12 protein-coding genes are annotated in these 14,502 nt (G+C 69.1%); 6 read left to right on the top strand and 6 right to left on the bottom strand.

Features of this window, described 5'->3' with window-relative positions:
• The first annotated feature begins 167 nt into the window (after positions 1 to 167).
• The 5 genes from A5678_RS18880 to A5678_RS18860 all read left to right on the top strand — a co-directional run bounded on the left by A5678_RS18880 (position 168) and on the right by A5678_RS18860 (position 6,743).
• Positions 168 to 1,505 carry a glutamine synthetase family protein gene (locus tag A5678_RS18880; protein ID WP_068045103.1) on the top strand — a complete coding sequence of 446 codons (1,338 nt, stop codon included), beginning with the start codon at positions 168 to 170 and terminating at the stop codon, positions 1,503 to 1,505.
• 69 nt (positions 1,506 to 1,574) lie between these two features.
• Positions 1,575 to 4,553 (top strand): bifunctional [glutamine synthetase] adenylyltransferase/[glutamine synthetase]-adenylyl-L-tyrosine phosphorylase, encoded by a 2,979-nt coding sequence (locus A5678_RS18875; RefSeq protein ID WP_068045101.1) that lies wholly within the window; start codon positions 1,575 to 1,577, stop codon positions 4,551 to 4,553.
• Positions 4,550 to 5,194, top strand: a complete 645-nt coding sequence (locus A5678_RS18870) for a PaaI family thioesterase (RefSeq protein ID WP_068045099.1) — start codon at positions 4,550 to 4,552, stop codon at positions 5,192 to 5,194. The genes A5678_RS18875 and A5678_RS18870 overlap by 4 nt, the downstream gene beginning before the upstream one ends.
• A complete protein-coding gene (locus A5678_RS18865) occupies positions 5,191 to 6,051 on the top strand; it encodes a TIGR03619 family F420-dependent LLM class oxidoreductase (RefSeq protein WP_068045097.1) in 861 nt (286 codons plus the stop codon). The genes A5678_RS18870 and A5678_RS18865 overlap by 4 nt, the downstream gene beginning before the upstream one ends.
• Positions 6,052 to 6,209: 158 nt before the next feature.
• Positions 6,210 to 6,743, top strand: coding sequence for a GNAT family N-acetyltransferase (locus A5678_RS18860; RefSeq protein ID WP_068045144.1), 534 nt, complete (start codon positions 6,210 to 6,212; stop codon positions 6,741 to 6,743).
• 297 nt (positions 6,744 to 7,040) lie between these two features.
• On the opposite strand, the gene glnA is transcribed toward A5678_RS18860, so the two are convergent.
• Complete coding sequence (gene glnA, locus A5678_RS18855) at positions 7,041 to 8,477, bottom strand: type I glutamate--ammonia ligase (protein ID WP_068045094.1); 1,437 nt, start codon at positions 8,475 to 8,477, stop codon at positions 7,041 to 7,043.
• A 245-nt stretch (positions 8,478 to 8,722) separates the two neighbouring features.
• On the opposite strand from glnA, the gene A5678_RS18850 reads away from it, so the two are divergent.
• Complete coding sequence (locus A5678_RS18850; RefSeq protein WP_068045093.1) at positions 8,723 to 9,148, top strand: RDD family protein; 426 nt, start codon at positions 8,723 to 8,725, stop codon at positions 9,146 to 9,148.
• A 61-nt stretch (positions 9,149 to 9,209) separates the two neighbouring features.
• Here A5678_RS18850 and A5678_RS18845 read toward each other — a convergent pair whose 3' ends face one another.
• The 5 genes from A5678_RS18845 to sucB form a co-directional block, all read right to left on the bottom strand.
• Complete coding sequence (locus A5678_RS18845; protein ID WP_068045091.1) at positions 9,210 to 9,962, bottom strand: DUF4191 domain-containing protein; 753 nt, start codon at positions 9,960 to 9,962, stop codon at positions 9,210 to 9,212.
• A 48-nt stretch (positions 9,963 to 10,010) separates the two neighbouring features.
• The gene (gene lipA / locus A5678_RS18840) at positions 10,011 to 10,964 is read right to left on the bottom strand and encodes a lipoyl synthase (protein WP_068045089.1); all 954 of its coding nucleotides are present in this window, start codon (positions 10,962 to 10,964) and stop codon (positions 10,011 to 10,013) included.
• Positions 10,961 to 11,668 (bottom strand): lipoyl(octanoyl) transferase LipB, encoded by a 708-nt coding sequence (lipB, locus tag A5678_RS18835; protein WP_156746988.1) that lies wholly within the window; start codon positions 11,666 to 11,668, stop codon positions 10,961 to 10,963. Before lipB ends, lipA begins: the two co-directional genes overlap by 4 nt.
• A 116-nt stretch (positions 11,669 to 11,784) precedes the next feature.
• Complete coding sequence (locus A5678_RS18830; protein WP_068045085.1) at positions 11,785 to 12,696, bottom strand: TIGR01777 family oxidoreductase; 912 nt, start codon at positions 12,694 to 12,696, stop codon at positions 11,785 to 11,787.
• Between the two features lie 14 nt (positions 12,697 to 12,710).
• On the bottom strand, positions 12,711 to 14,498 hold the full coding sequence (gene sucB / locus A5678_RS18825) for a 2-oxoglutarate dehydrogenase, E2 component, dihydrolipoamide succinyltransferase (protein ID WP_068045083.1): 1,788 nt from the start codon (positions 14,496 to 14,498) through the stop codon (positions 12,711 to 12,713).
• Positions 14,499 to 14,502: the final 4 nt, after the last annotated feature.

Raw genomic sequence — 14,502 nt, 5'->3', positions numbered from 1 at the left:
GAGACGCCTACCCGCTCGGCATCCGGCTAAACGCGGACAGCGATAGAACAGGTGGGGGATAGGGTTCCCGAAATCCCGCTCGCGTGTCTCCCGGTAGTGCCTGGTCAGCGCACACCGGTAGCGGCTCGGTAACACAGAATTAACAGCTGTTGCCTACTGTTTCGGTTATGGATCGCCAGAAGGAATTCGTCCTCCGCACCCTGGAGGAACGGGATATCCGCTTTGTTCGGCTGTGGTTCACCGATGTGCTCGGTTTCCTCAAGTCGGTCGCCATCGCCCCAGCCGAACTCGAAGGCGCCTTCGAAGAGGGCATCGGCTTCGACGGATCCTCGATCGAGGGCTTCTCGCGGGTCTCGGAATCCGACACCGTGGCCAACCCGGACCCGTCGACCTTCCAGGTGCTGCCCTGGGCCTCCGGCGGCCACCACCACTCGGCGCGGATGTTCTGCGACATCACCATGCCCGACGGCTCGCCGTCGTGGGCGGACCCGCGGCACGTGCTGCGCCGCCAGCTGCAGAAGGCCAACGACCTGGGGTTCTCCTGCTACGTCCACCCCGAGATCGAGTTCTTCCTGCTCAAGCCGGGCCCGGACGACGGGTCGGTGCCCGTCCCGGTCGACAACGCCGGCTACTTCGACCAAGCGGTGCACGACTCCGCCTCCAACTTCCGCCGCCACGCGATCGAGTCGCTGGAATTCATGGGCATCTCGGTGGAGTTCAGCCACCACGAGGGCGCGCCCGGCCAGCAGGAGATCGACCTGCGTTTCGCCGACGCGCTGTCGATGGCCGACAACGTGATGACGTTCCGCTACGTCATCAAGGAGGTCGCGATCGAGAACGGCGCCCGGGCGTCGTTCATGCCCAAGCCGTTCGGGCAACACCCCGGCTCGGCGATGCACACCCACATGAGCCTGTTCGAGGGTGACGTCAACGCGTTCCACAGCCCCGACGACCCGCTGCAGCTGTCCGATGTGGGCAAGTCCTTCATCGCCGGCATCTTGGAGCACGCCTCCGAGATCAGCGCGGTCACCAATCAGTGGGTCAACTCCTACAAGCGCCTGGTGCAGGGCGGTGAGGCGCCGACCGCGGCGTCGTGGGGTGCGGCCAACCGGTCGGCGCTGGTGCGGGTGCCGATGTACACCCCGCACAAGACGTCGTCGCGGCGCATCGAGGTGCGCAGCCCTGATTCGGCCTGCAACCCGTACCTGACGTTCGCCGTGTTGCTGGCCGCCGGGCTGCGTGGGGTGGAGAAGGGCTACGTGCTGGGGCCGCAGGCCGAGGACAACGTGTGGGACCTGACGCCCGAGGAGCGGATCGCGATGGGCTACCGCGAGCTGCCGAGCAGCCTGGACAGCGCGCTGCGCGCCATGGAGTCCTCGGAGTTGGTCGCAGAAACCTTGGGGGAGCACGTTTTTGACTTCTTCCTGCGGAACAAGCGCACGGAGTGGGCGAACTACCGCAGCCATGTGACGCAGTACGAGCTGAGCACCTACCTGTCGCTGTAGCCCGCGTCGCTCAGCGGGGCGGCCGCCTTACCACCCCTGCAGCGCAGGGGGTTGCGATACCGTCGTGGCGTGACCAAACCCGCGACGCAGCGCCCCCGGTTGCCCAGCGTGGGCCGCCTTGGTCTGGTCGATCCTCGCGCGGGCGATCGCCTGGCGCAGCTGGGTTGGTACGACCACGACGACCAAGCCCACGTCGACCTGTTGTGGTCGCTGTCGCGCGCGCCCGATCCCGACGCCGCGCTGCGCGCCCTGATCCGGCTGGCGGAGCACCCCGACACCGACTGGGACGAGCTGAACGCCGCGCTGCTCACCGAACGGCCCTTGCGCGGGCGGCTGTTCGCGGTGCTCGGCGCGTCGTTGGCCCTCGGGGATCACCTGGCCGCGCATCCCGAGTCGTGGAAACTGCTGCGGGGCAAGGCCAAACTGCCCACGCACGACGAGCTGCGTGCGGTGTTCGTCGAGTGTGTCGACCGAGCGTCCGACGCGCCGGGTTCGATCGTGCCACGCCTGCAGACCTTGTACCGCGACCAGCTGCTGGTGCTCGCCGCGCTGGATCTGGCCGCGACGGTGGAGGACGAGCCGGTGCTGCCGTTCACCGTGGTGGGTTCCCAGCTGTCGGACTTGGCGGACGCGGCGCTGGCCGCCGCGCTGCGGGCGGCCGAGGCCAGCGTGTGCGGCGACCGCACGCCACCACGGCTGGCCGTCATCGCGATGGGCAAATGCGGTGCCCGCGAACTGAACTACGTCAGCGACGTCGACGTCATTTTCGTCGGTGAACGCGCCGACGCGCTCACCACCCGGCTGGCCGGCGAGATGATGCGGGTCGCCTCGGAGGCCTTCTTCCAGGTCGATGCCGGGCTGCGGCCGGAAGGCCGCAGCGGCGAGCTGGTCCGCACCGTCGAATCGCACGTCGCCTATTACCAGCGCTGGGCGAAGACCTGGGAATTCCAGGCGTTGCTGAAAGCCCGCGGGGCCGTGGGTGATCAGGAGCTCGCCGAGCGCTACCTGACCGCGTTGACGCCGATGGTGTGGGTCGCCTGCGAGCGCGAGGACTTCGTCGCCGAGGTGCAGGCCATGCGCCGCCGGGTCGAGCAGCTGGTGCCTGCCGACGTGCGCGGCCGCGAGATCAAACTCGGCAGCGGTGGGCTGCGCGACGTGGAGTTCGCGGTGCAGCTGCTCCAGTTGGTGCACGGCCGCAGCGACGATTCGCTGCACGTCGCGTCCACGGTGGACGCGCTCGACGCGTTGGGCCAGGGGGGCTACATCGGACGCGAGGACTCGGCGAACCTGACCGCTTCCTACGAATTCCTGCGGCTCCTCGAGCACCGGCTCCAGCTTCAGCGGCTCAAACGCACCCACCTGTTGCCCGAGGCCGAGGACGAGGAGGCCGTGCGCTGGCTGGCCCGCGCCGCGCACATCCGGCCCGACGGACGGCACGACGCCGCCGGCGTGCTGCGCGAGGAGCTGCGGCACCAGAACCTGCGGGTGTCGCAGCTGCACGCCAAGCTCTTCTACCAACCGCTGCTGGAGTCGATCGGCCCGGCCGGCCTGGAGATCGGGCACGGCATGACGGCGGAGGCCGCCGAACGCCAGCTCGCCGCGCTCGGCTACGAGGGGCCGCAGACCGCGCTGAAACACATGTCGGCGCTGGTCAATCAGAGCGGCCGGCGTGGCCGCGTGCAGTCGGTGCTGTTGCCCAGGCTGCTGAACTGGATGTCGTACGCCCCCGATCCCGACGGCGGGCTGTTGGCCTACCGCCGCCTGTCCGAGGCGCTGGCCGCGGAGACCTGGTATCTGTCCACGCTGCGCGACAAGCCCGCGGTGGCCAAGCGGCTGATGCACGTGCTGGGCACCTCCGCGTATGTGCCGGACCTGCTGATGCGCGCGCCCCGGGTGATCGAGGACTACAGCGACGGTGCGGCCGGCCCCAAGCTGCTCGAGACGGACCCCGTCTCGGTGGCCCGGGCACTGATCGCCTCGGCCAGCCGCCACCCCGACGCGGCGCGCGCGATCGCGGCCGCCCGCACGCTGCGCCGCCGCGAACTGGCCCGCATCGGCTCGGCCGATCTGCTCGGCTTCCTCGAGGTCACCGACGTGTGCCGGGGGCTGACCTCGGTGTGGGTGGCCGTGCTGCAGGCCGCGCTCGACGCGATCATGCGTGCCAACCTCCCCAAGGACGGCAAGGCACCCGCGGTTATCGCGGTGATCGGCATGGGCCGGCTGGGCGGCATGGAGCTGGGCTACGGGTCCGATGCCGACGTGATGTTCGTGTGCGAGGCGGCCGCAGGCGTCGAGGACTCGGTGGCGATCCGGTGGTCGACGACGGTGGCCGAGCAGGTGCGCACGCTGCTGGGCACGCCCAGCGTCGACCCGCCGCTGGAGGTCGACGCCAACCTGCGGCCCGAGGGCCGTCAGGGCCCGCTGGTGCGCACGCTGGGTTCCTACGCCGCCTACTACCAGCAGTGGGCGCAGCCGTGGGAGATTCAGGCCCTGCTGCGGGCGCACGCCGTGGCCGGCGACAGGGACCTGGGCGAGCGGTTCTTATTGATTGCCGACCAGACGCGCTATCCGCCCGACGGGGTGTCCGCGGAGGCGGTGCGGGAGATCCGCCGCATCAAGGCCCGCGTCGAGTCCGAACGGCTGCCGCGCGGCGCCGACCCCAACACGCACACCAAGCTGGGCCGGGGGGGACTGGCCGACATCGAATGGACCGTGCAGCTGATGCAGCTGCGGCACGCGCACGAGATTCCCGCCCTGCACAACACCTCGACGCTGGAGTGCTTGGACGCTATCGCCGCGGCCGGCCTGGTGCCCGCCGAAGAGGTGGATCTGCTGCGGCAGGCGTGGTTGACCGCCACCCGGGCCCGCAACGCGCTGGTGCTGGTCCGCGGAAAGCCGACCGATCAGCTGCCGGGGCCGGGACGCCAGCTCAACGCGGTCGCGGTGGCCGCGGGCTGGCCGACCGACGACGGCGGGGAGTTCTTGGACAACTATCTGCGGGTGACGCGGCGGGCAAAAGCCGTGGTACGGAAGGTGTTTGGCAGTTGAGTCAGGAGGCCGGCGCGTTGGACGCCATATTCGAGGTGCTCGACGCGGCGGAGGCTGAACGAGTGACTGCGCTCTACGCCCCGTTGGCCGACGCCGTGCGCGAACTAGTCGACGCGACCATCCGCACCGAGGTCGACGACGACGTCGTCGCCCGGGCGCGGTCCGCGATCGAGGCCGTCACCGAGTCGCTGCGGCAACGGACCCGGCCGGTCGGGGTGAGTTACCGCGTCAACGGCCGACCGCTGCCGCTGGGCAACGCCGCGATCGGCGTGTGCAACCCGATCGCGCCGCCGATCGTCGTCCACCACGACGGCGGTGGTCGCTGCTGGAGCGAGTTCGTCCTCGGCTCGGCCTACGAGGGTCCACCCAAACTGGTGCACGGCGGCGTCAGCGCCCTGGTGCTCGACCACATGCTCGGCGAGGCGGCCAGCGAGGGGCTGTCCAAGGCGCGCTTCACCGGAACCATCACCGTGAAGTACCTGCGCGGCACCCCGCTCGGGCCGCTTCGTTGCGAGGCTTGGGTCGACGGCAAGGAGGGCCGCAAAGTCTTTGCGCGCAGCACGATTTCGGACGCGGCGGGGGTCACGGTCGAGGCAGAGGGCGTCTTCATCGAGCCGGCGTGGGCCCGGGAAGCCGAATGAAGTTCTACATCAGCAGCGCCTTCCTGAACACCCGCGAGATCATTCAGCTCGCCAAGGCGGCCGACGAACTCGGCTACGACGGCATCGGGATTCCCGATCACGTCGTCAACCTGGAGACCCTCGACACCCCGTACCCGTACACCAAGGACGGGGAACGGCGCTGGCAGCCGTTCACCGACTGGCCCGACCCGTGGGTCCTCGTCGGCGCGCTGGCCCAGGTCACCACGCGCCTGCGGTTCGTCACCACCGTCTACATCCCGGCCATGCGCAACCCCTATTCGGCCGCCAAAGCCATTGGCACCGCGGCGGTTCTGGCGTCGGGCCGGGTGGAGCTCGGCATCGGTGTCGGCTGGTGCCGCGAGGAATTCGCGTTGATGGGCGAGCGGTTCGAGGCCCGCGGAAAACGGACCGACGAGATCATCGACCTGATGCGCGCGCTGTGGCGGCCGGGCTGGACGGAATTCGAGGGCACGTTCTACCGCACACCGCGACTGGAAATGGAGCCGACGCCGCCGCCGATACCGGTGTACGTCGGCGGGCTCAGCGACATCGCGCTGCGCCGCGCCGCCCGCAACGACGGCTGGATCGGCGATCTGATCAAGACCGAACGCGCCATCGAGGCCGTGGGCCGCCTGCGCGAATTGCGGGCCGAAAACGGTTTGTCCATGGATGATTTCACCATCCTGACGCCGCTGACCGACGCCTTCACCATCGCCGACTACCAACGCGCCGCCGACGCCGGCATCACGGGCATCATCACCATGCCGTGGATGTTCTACGCCGGTCCGGACGCGTCGTTGACCGACAAGATCGACGGCATGCAGCGCTTCCGCAAGGATCTGGTGCTTGACGGCTAGGTCTCGCCTCCTTGGCACTTTCGGCCTCTTTCGGCCACGACACATAACCTATGGCGAAGATACGCCCCGTAAAAGCCCGCCGTGGTTTATGTCTCGCGGGTCCGATCGCGTTCGGGCGGCCCGTGGTAAGCCGTTGCAAGCCTGAAAGAATGCCGGACATGCCAGCGAACATCGGCCGGGTGCGTCCGGCGTCCGCAGCGGATGCCGTGGCGTGCGTTGCGATCTACCGCCCGTATGTCGAGGACACGACGATCAGTTGGGAGATCGAGGTTCCGAGCGTGGGGGAGATGGCCACCCGCATCCGCGACGCCCACGACTGGCTCGTCCTCGAACGCGACGCTCGGGCCATCGGCTTCGCTTACGGACACGCGCTGCTGCGCCTGCCCAGCTTCCAATGGTCGGTCGAGACCGGAATCTACGTCGACCGCGACCATCACCGCACCGGCGGCGGTCGACAGCTCTACACGCGACTGCTGCGTCGGCTCACGGAGCGCGGCTACCGGAGAGCCTTCGCCGGCATCACCCAACCGAACGAGGCCAGCAACGGTTTTCACCGATCATTCGGGTTCCAGGACGCCGGCCTGTATCGGCGCGTCGAATGGAAGCACGGCCGCTGGCACGACGTCGCGTGGATGCAGCTCGACCTGGGCGGCACAGCCGACCCCGGCGAGCCGCCCGGCCCGATCGTGTGATCGGTTAACGGCCCCCGCCGGCACCGCCACCCACGAAGCCTCCGCCGGCACCGCCACCCACGAAGCCTCCGCCGGCTCCGCCACCGATGCGGCCGCTGCCGCGCCCAACCATTACCTGTGCGGTGCTGATAGTCATGGCCCAGAAGCTAACGCCGTATTCGTTGCCGCCGCAAGACTTTAAATCTGAACTTTTCGCCACATACCCGACCCCGGGCCATGGAAAGAGAGAGCCCACCCGCTCGGCAATCGATGCACGGATCGCGGAGCGGGTGGACTCTTCTCGGAGCTACTGCCGACTTAGACGTCGTAGTAGAGCGCGAACTCGTACGGGTGCGGCCGGATCTGCACCGGCAGGATCTCGTTCTCGCGCTTGAAGCTGATCCACGTCTCGATCAGGTCGGGCGTGAAAACGCCGCCCTCCGTGAGGTATTCGTGGTCCTCTTCCAGCCGGTCGATCACCGCGGACAGCTGTGTGGGCGCCTGCGGGATGTTGGCGGCCTCCTCCGGCGGCAGTTCGTACAGGTCCTTGTCGACCGGGGCCTGCGGCTCGATCTTGTTCTTGATGCCGTCGAGCCCGGCCATCAGCATGGCCGAGAACGCCAGGTACGGGTTGCCCGACGAGTCGGGGCAACGGAACTCGAGCCGCTTGGCCTTGGGGTTGCTGCCGGTGATCGGGATGCGGACACAGGCCGAGCGGTTGCGCTGGCTGTAGACCAGGTTGATCGGCGCCTCGTAACCGGGAACCAGTCGCTTGTAGGAGTTGACGGTCGGGTTGGTGAAGGCCAGCAGCGACGGGGCGTGGTGCAGCAGGCCGCCGATGTAGTGCCGCGCGGTGTCCGACAGCCCGGCATAGCCGGTCTCGTCGTACATCAGCGGGCTGCCGTCCTTCCACAGCGACTGGTGGGTGTGCATGCCGGAGCCGTTGTCACCGAACAGCGGCTTGGGCATGAACGTGACGGTCTTGCCGGCCTGCCAGGCCGTGTTCTTGACGATGTACTTGTAGAGCTGCATGTCGTCGGCCGCGTGCAGCAGGGTGTTGAACTTGTAGTTGATCTCGGCCTGCCCGCCGCTGCCCACCTCGTGGTGCCCCTTCTCCAGGCTGAAGCCGGCCTTGATGAGGTTCGACAGCATGTCGGCGCGCAGGTCGACGTAGTGGTCGACGGGAGCCACCGGGAAGTACCCACCTTTCGGGCGGACCTTGTAGCCGCGGTTGGGGCTGCCGTCGTTCTCCGTCGGCTCGCCGGTGTTCCACCACCCCGAGATCGCGTCGACCTCGTAGAAGGACCCGTTGGTGCGCGAGTCGAAGCTCACCGAGTCGAAGATGTAGAACTCGGCCTCGGCGCCGAAGTAGGCGGTGTCGGCGACGCCGGTGCTGATCAGGTAGTTCTCCGCCTTGCGAGCGATGTTGCGCGGGTCGCGCGAGTACGGCTCGAGGGTGAACGGGTCGTGCACGAAGAAGTTCAGGTTCAGCGTCTTGTGTTCCGTGAACAGGTCGATCTGCGCCGTCGCGGGGTCGGGCAGGAGCAGCATGTCGGATTCGTGGATGGACTGGAATCCGCGAATCGACGAGCCGTCGAAGGCCAGGCCGTCCTCGAAGACGCTCTCATCGAAGAACGAAACCGGAATCGTGAAGTGCTGCATGATGCCTGGCAGGTCACAGAACCGGACGTCGACAAACTCGACGTTCTCGTCCTTGACGAGTTTGAAGACGTCGTCGGGCGTCGTTTCCGTCACAGAAATGCTCCTTTACTTGGTGAGATCCGCGGCCTGACGCTATGGAGCAGATGTTTCCCGCCAGTCAACCCCGTGTTGCGCGCACGTTACGCGACCCATGTCATCCACAAAAGAGGCGGCGTCGGCGGCGGGTTCTATTGTGGGGCCATGGATCGCAAGATCGTATCTGGTCCGGCGCGCAAGCGCAGCGTTCGCTCTGGGTCCCGAGCCGTGCAGGTCAGGGAGCCGAACGCCGGTTTCGGCCGATGATGCCGGAATCGCGATCCGCATACCCCGGCGAAAGGCTGGGCCTGCCGGAAACCGGACCGGGGTCCCTGGCCCCGATGGGGCGCCGGCTGGGCGCACTGATGATCGACTGGCTGATCGCGTTGGGAATTGCGTTTCTGGCCGTGCGCAGCGGTCTGGTCCCGCCGAACCGGTTGCACGAGGCACAGTATGCGACGTGGCTTGGGATGGGCATCGTGGCGGTGCGGCTGTTCGGTATGACGCCGGGTCAGTTGTGCGCGGGCATCGGCGTGGCGGCGCTGGACGGGCGTCCCGTGGTCGGCCTCGGCCGTGCGGTGGTGCGTGCCGTACTCGTCGGAATCGTGCTTCCCGCCTTGTTCACCGACGCCGACGGGCGTGGCTTGCAGGATCGCGTGACCGGGACGGCCGTGATTCGGCGGCGGTAACCGCGAAGCCCGATGGCGGCGACCCGCAGCGGCCGGCTTCGCCGCGCTTGCGATCGCCGCGTTACTTCCGGCGCACGGTGCGCTGCACACCGCGCATCTTGCCGGCGTTGGGCAGCGGCCCCTTCGGCAGGACGGCGGCGCCGGCCCGCGTTCCCAGCGCGGCCAACCGGGATTCCAGCGTGTCCATCTGCTTGGCGGTGATGTTGGCCGGCAGGCGGTTGAGGTGGCGCTCCAGCTTGGACAGCGGAACCTCGTCGTCGGCGTTGCCGACGATGATGTCGTAGATCGGCACGTCGCCGATCAGCCGCGCGGTGCGCTTCTTCTCCTGGGCCAGCAGCGGCCGGACCCGGCCCGACGACCCTTCGCCGACCAAGATGACCCCGGGCCGGCCGATGACCCGGTGCACCGCGTCGAGGTGGCCGGTCGCGGCCACCCCCGGCGTCACCCGCCACTTGCCGCGCAGGTTGTCCAAAGCCCATGCGGCCGCGCCGGTTTGGCCCTCGGCCTTGCTGTAGACGCTCTTCTGGGCGCGGCGGCCGAAGATGATGAAGGCGACCAGCCCGCCCAGCACCACACCCAGCGGGATCAAGGTGATCATTGTCAGCCCGCCGGCCCACACACCGACCGCCACGGAGACGGCGACGATCAGCACGAAGGCGCCGATCATGTAGGGCAGCAGCCGCTTGTCCTCGCGGCGCTGCAGGTTGAACGCCTGCAACAGCTGGGCGCGCCGCTCCTTCGCGGCGGCCTTGCGCGCGGCCTGCGCCTGCGCCCGGGCGGCCTTGTTCTGAGCGGCGGTGCGGGGTTTAGCCATAGTCAAAGAATACGTACCGGCGCCGCTGGCCACCGCGCCGCGGCACCTTCAGGTGCGGGTGCGTGCGGCCTGCTCGTAGAGCCGGCCCGCCCGGTAGGACGACCGCACCAGCGGCCCGGCCAGGACCCCGGCGAAGCCCAGCGCCTCGGCGTGCCGGGCGAACTCGACGAACTCGTCGGGATGCACCCAGCGCTCGACCGGGTGGTGCCGCGCCGACGGACGCAGGTATTGGGTGATGGTGACGATGTCGCAGCCGGCGCCCCGCAGGTCGGCCAGGGCGGTGCGCACCTCGTCGGGGGTTTCGCCCAGCCCGAGTATGAGATTGCTCTTGGTGACCAGCCCGGCGTCGCGCGCCGCGGTGATGACGTCGAGGCTGCGCTGATAGCTGAAGGCGGGCCGGATCCGCTTGAAGATGCGCGGCACGGTTTCGACGTTGTGCGCCAACACTTCCGGGCGGGGTTCGAACACCTCGGCAAGCCGGGCGGGCTCGCCGTTGAAGTCGGGGATCAACAGCTCGACGCCGGTCGACGGGTTGAGTTCCTTGATGGCGCGCACCGTCTCGGCGTAGAGCCACGCCCCGCCGTCGGGCAGGTCGTCGCGGGCCACCCCGGTGATGGTGGCGTAGCGCAGCCCCATGGTCCGCACGCTGTCGGCGACGCGACTGGGCTCGTCGCGGTCCAGGGCGGCCGGCTTTCCGGTGTCGATCTGGCAGAAGTCGCAGCGCCGGGTGCATTGGTCACCACCGATCAAGAAGGTGGCTTCCCGGTCCTCCCAGCACTCGAAGATGTTGGGGCAGCCGGCCTCTTCGCAGACCGTGTGCAACCCCTCGCGGCGGACCAGGCCCTTCAATTGGGTGTATTCGGGCCCCATCCGGGCCCGGACCTTGATCCACGGCGGCTTGCGTTCGATCGGGGTTTGCGCGTTGCGGACCTCGAGGCGCAGCAGTCGCCTGCCTGGCGGAGCCGCGCCAGCGGCGACATCAGGCCTTGGTGCGACAGTCACATCGCCGATGCTACGCGCGTACCCGGGTGTTCCCGGACCGGCAGGGCGCCGTCGAGGGCGTCGCAGACGGTGGCGGCGACGGCCGCACGCACGTCGTCGACGACCACCGGACGGCCCAGCTCGGCGGACAACGACGTCACGCCGGCGTCGCTGATGCCGCACGGCACGATCGTGCCGAACGCGCCGAGGTTGCAGTCGCAGTTGAGCGCGAACCCGTGCAGGGTGGTCGCGCGCGACACCCGGACGCCGATGGCGGCCACCTTGCGGTCGGGCCGGCCTTGGGCGGATCGGTCGCCGGCCACCCACACCCCGGACCGGCCGTGCACCCGGCAGGCCTCCAGGCCCAGGTCGCCGCAGACCTTGATCAGCGCCTCCTCCAGGCGCCGGACGTAGTTCACCACGTCGAGCGGCTCGGCCAGGCCGATGATCGGATAGCCGACCAGTTGCCCCGGGCCGTGCCAGGTGATCTTGCCGCCGCGGTCGGTGTCGACGACGGGGGTGCCATCAACCGGCCGTTCGTGCGCCTCCGTGCGCCGCCCCGCGGTGTAGACGGGTGGGTGCTCCAGCAGCAGTAGCGTGTCGGGTCCGCCGGCGACCCGAGCGTCGGCCAGCTCGCGTTGCAGCTGCCAGGCGGTGCGGTAGTCGACGGTTCCGAGCTGGCGGACGTCGATCGCGGCCCGGCTGGACCGGATGGAATCCATCACGTTGGCGACGGTACTCGCCGGGCAGGCACCTCGCGATGCGGCGTCACGCTGGCGTGACGTTCGGCGGCGACAGCCACGCTGGCGTGACACTCACCGGCCGTACTGGCCCGTACCCGCTAGTCGTGGTCGCGCCGCGCGGTGGCGTAGCCGAGTGCCTCGCCAATCGTGTTGTGGTGGAACTGGAATCCGGCCCGCTCCAGCGCGGACGGGATGGCCCGCTGGCCGATCAGCACGCCCTCGTCGGCGAACTCGCCGAGCGCGGCCCGCACCGCGAAACCCGGCATCATCAACGGCGTCGGCCGGTTGAGCGCCCGGCCGAACGCGGTGGTGAATTCGGCGTTGGTGACCGGCGCGGGCCCGGTCATATTGACCGGCCCGGACAGCGCGGTGTTGGAGATCGCGAACAGCAGCGCCCGCACCTCGTCTTCCAGCGTGATCCAGGACATGTATTGACGGCCGCTGCCAAGCCGGGCCCCGAGGCCCGTCCGGAACAACGGCCGCAAGCGCCCCAACGCGCCGCCCGCGGGGGCGAACACCAGCCCCGTGCGGGCGAGCACCACCCGGGCGCCACCGTATTGGGCCGGCAGCGTGGCGGCCTCCCAGTCTTCGCACAGCTGGGCGAGGAAACCCTTTCCCGCCCGGTCGTTTTCGTCGACCACGCGGTCTTTGGTGTTCCCGTAGTAGCCCACCGCGCTGGCATTGACCAGGGTGCCAACCCCGGCCTCGGCCACGGCATGCGCCAAGACTTCGGTGGGAGCGATGCGGCTGTCCCGCAGGCCCTGCTTGAAGGAGCCCGACCAGCGGCGCTGGCCGACGTTGACACCACACAGGTTGACGACGGCGTCGACATCGCTGATCGCGTCGACGTCGATTTCGCCGCTCTCGGGGTTCCAGTGCAATTCGTCGGAATTCGACGGTGCCCGGCGCACGATGCGCAACACCCGGTGGTCGGCCGCACGCAGCGCCGCAGTCAAAGCGGATCCGATCAAGCCGGACGAACCCGCTATGGCGATGACGCTCTTGACCACGGTTCGCCAGCCCCCTATAGACCCAAGTCGGCCTCGAACGCTCCCTCTTCCAGGCGGTTCTTGATCGTGGTGAGGAAGCGTCCGGCATCAGCGCCGTCGATGAGCCGATGGTCATAGGTGAGCGGGAGATAGCAGACGGAGCGGACGCCGATGGACTCGTTGCCGAATTCGTCGACGATCACCCGGGGCCGCTTCACGATGGCGCCGGTGCCCAGCATGGCGGCCTGCGGCGGGACCAGGATGGGGGTGTCGAACAACGCGCCCTGGCTGCCGATGTTGGTGATGGTGAAGGTCCCACCGGACAGCTCGTCGGGTTTGAGGTCGCCCGAGCGGGCGCGCGCGGCGATGTCGGCGATGGCCCGGGCCAGTCCGGCCAGGGAGAGGTCGCCGGCGTTGTGGATGACGGGCGAGAGCAGTCCCTGTTCGGTGTCGACGGCGAACCCGAGATGCTCGGCGTCGTAGTAGGTGATCTCCTTGGTCTGCTCGTTGTAGCTCGCGTTGATGTTGGGGTGGATCTTCAACGCGTCGATCACCGCCCTGGCGATGAACGGCAGGTAGGTCAGGTTCACCCCCTCGCGTTCGGCGAACGCGGACTTCGCCCGGGCCCGCAACCCGACGATCCTGGTCATGTCGACCTCGTGCGTCTGGGTGAGCTGGGCGGTGGCCTGCAGGGATTCCCGCGTCTTGTTCGCGGTGAGCTGACGGATGCGGCTGGCCTTCTGCGTGGTGCCGCGCAGGTGCGCCAGCGCCGGCGCCGGGGTGGGGGCGGCCGCCGGCGCCGCCTTGCCGTCCGCGGCCGGCGCGGCGGTGGGTGCCTGCGACGGTGCGGGCGCCTTCTGGGCCTGTTGTTTCTTTTCCGCCGCGGCGAGCACGTCTTGCTTGCGGATGCGGCCGCCGACGCCGGTTCCCGCGATCTCGGCCAGATCGATGTTGTGCTCGGTGGCCAGCTTGCGCACCAGCGGCGTCACGTACGGCGCGCCGTTCGGACTCGAGCCGCCGGGCTGGGGCTCCGGTTGCGCCTGCGCCGGTTGGGCTTTCGGCGCCGGCTCGGGCTGCGAAACCGGCTGCGGTTCGGGCTTGGCCGCCTTGGGCGGTTCGGGGGCCGGCTCGGGCTTGGGTTCCGGTTTGGGAGCGGGCGGCGGCGTGGGAGCGGAAGCGGCCTCCGAACCGCTGCCGATGCGCGCCAGCTCGCCACCGACCGGCACGGTGGCGTCCTCGTCGGCGGTGATGCTGACCAGGACGCCGGCCACGGGTGACGGGATCTCGGTGTCCACCTTGTCCGTCGAAACCTCCACCAGCGCCTCGTCAACCTGGACGGAATCGCCGACCTTCTTCAGCCACCGCGTCACCGTGCCCTCGGCCACCGACTCGCCGAGCTCGGGCATCAGCACCGGGGTCGCGTCCCCGCCACCGGAGCTCTGCGGGGCGGGCTCGGGCTTGGGCTCCGGCTGCGCCTCGGGCCCGGGTTCCGGCTGGGCCTGCGGCGCGGATTCGGCCTGCGGCTCGGGCTGGCTGGGTGCCTGCGGGGCAGCCTGCGGGGGCGCCGCCGAACCGCCGCCCTCGGACGAGTCGCCGATCACGGCGAGTTCGCCGCCCACCTCGACGGTGTCGTCCTCCTGGGCGACGATCTTGGTCAGCACACCAGCGGCGGGCGACGGGATTTCGGTGTCGACCTTGTCGGTCGACACCTCGACGAGGGGCTCGTCGAGTTCGACCGTGTCGCCTTCCTGCTTGAGCCAGCGGGTGACCGTCCCTTCGGTGACGCTCTCACCGAGTGCCGGCATCTGGACGGAGAAGGCCATCGTT

The organism is Mycobacterium sp. E2733 (assembly GCF_001667585.1).
Taxonomy (GTDB): Bacteria; Actinomycetota; Actinomycetes; order Mycobacteriales; family Mycobacteriaceae; genus Mycobacterium.
The sequence above is the reverse complement of the archived record's forward strand: the minus strand, read 5'-3'. Positions and strand labels throughout refer to the sequence as shown.

Bases quoted from the DNA above. Each gene is read 5' to 3' on its own strand.
- A5678_RS18880 (WP_068045103.1), top strand. From the start codon at position 168: ATGGATCGCCAGAAGGAATTCGTCCTCCGCACCCTGGAGGAACGGGAT.
- A5678_RS18865 (WP_068045097.1), top strand. From the start codon at position 5,191: ATGAAGTTCTACATCAGCAGCGCCTTCCTGAACACCCGCGAGATCATT.
- A5678_RS18860 (WP_068045144.1), top strand. From the start codon at position 6,210: ATGCCAGCGAACATCGGCCGGGTGCGTCCGGCGTCCGCAGCGGATGCC.
- A5678_RS18850 (WP_068045093.1), top strand. From the start codon at position 8,723: ATGATGCCGGAATCGCGATCCGCATACCCCGGCGAAAGGCTGGGCCTG.
- A5678_RS18845 (WP_068045091.1), bottom strand. From the start codon at position 9,962: ATGGCTAAACCCCGCACCGCCGCTCAGAACAAGGCCGCCCGGGCGCAG.
- sucB (WP_068045083.1), bottom strand. From the start codon at position 14,498: ATGGCCTTCTCCGTCCAGATGCCGGCACTCGGTGAGAGCGTCACCGAA.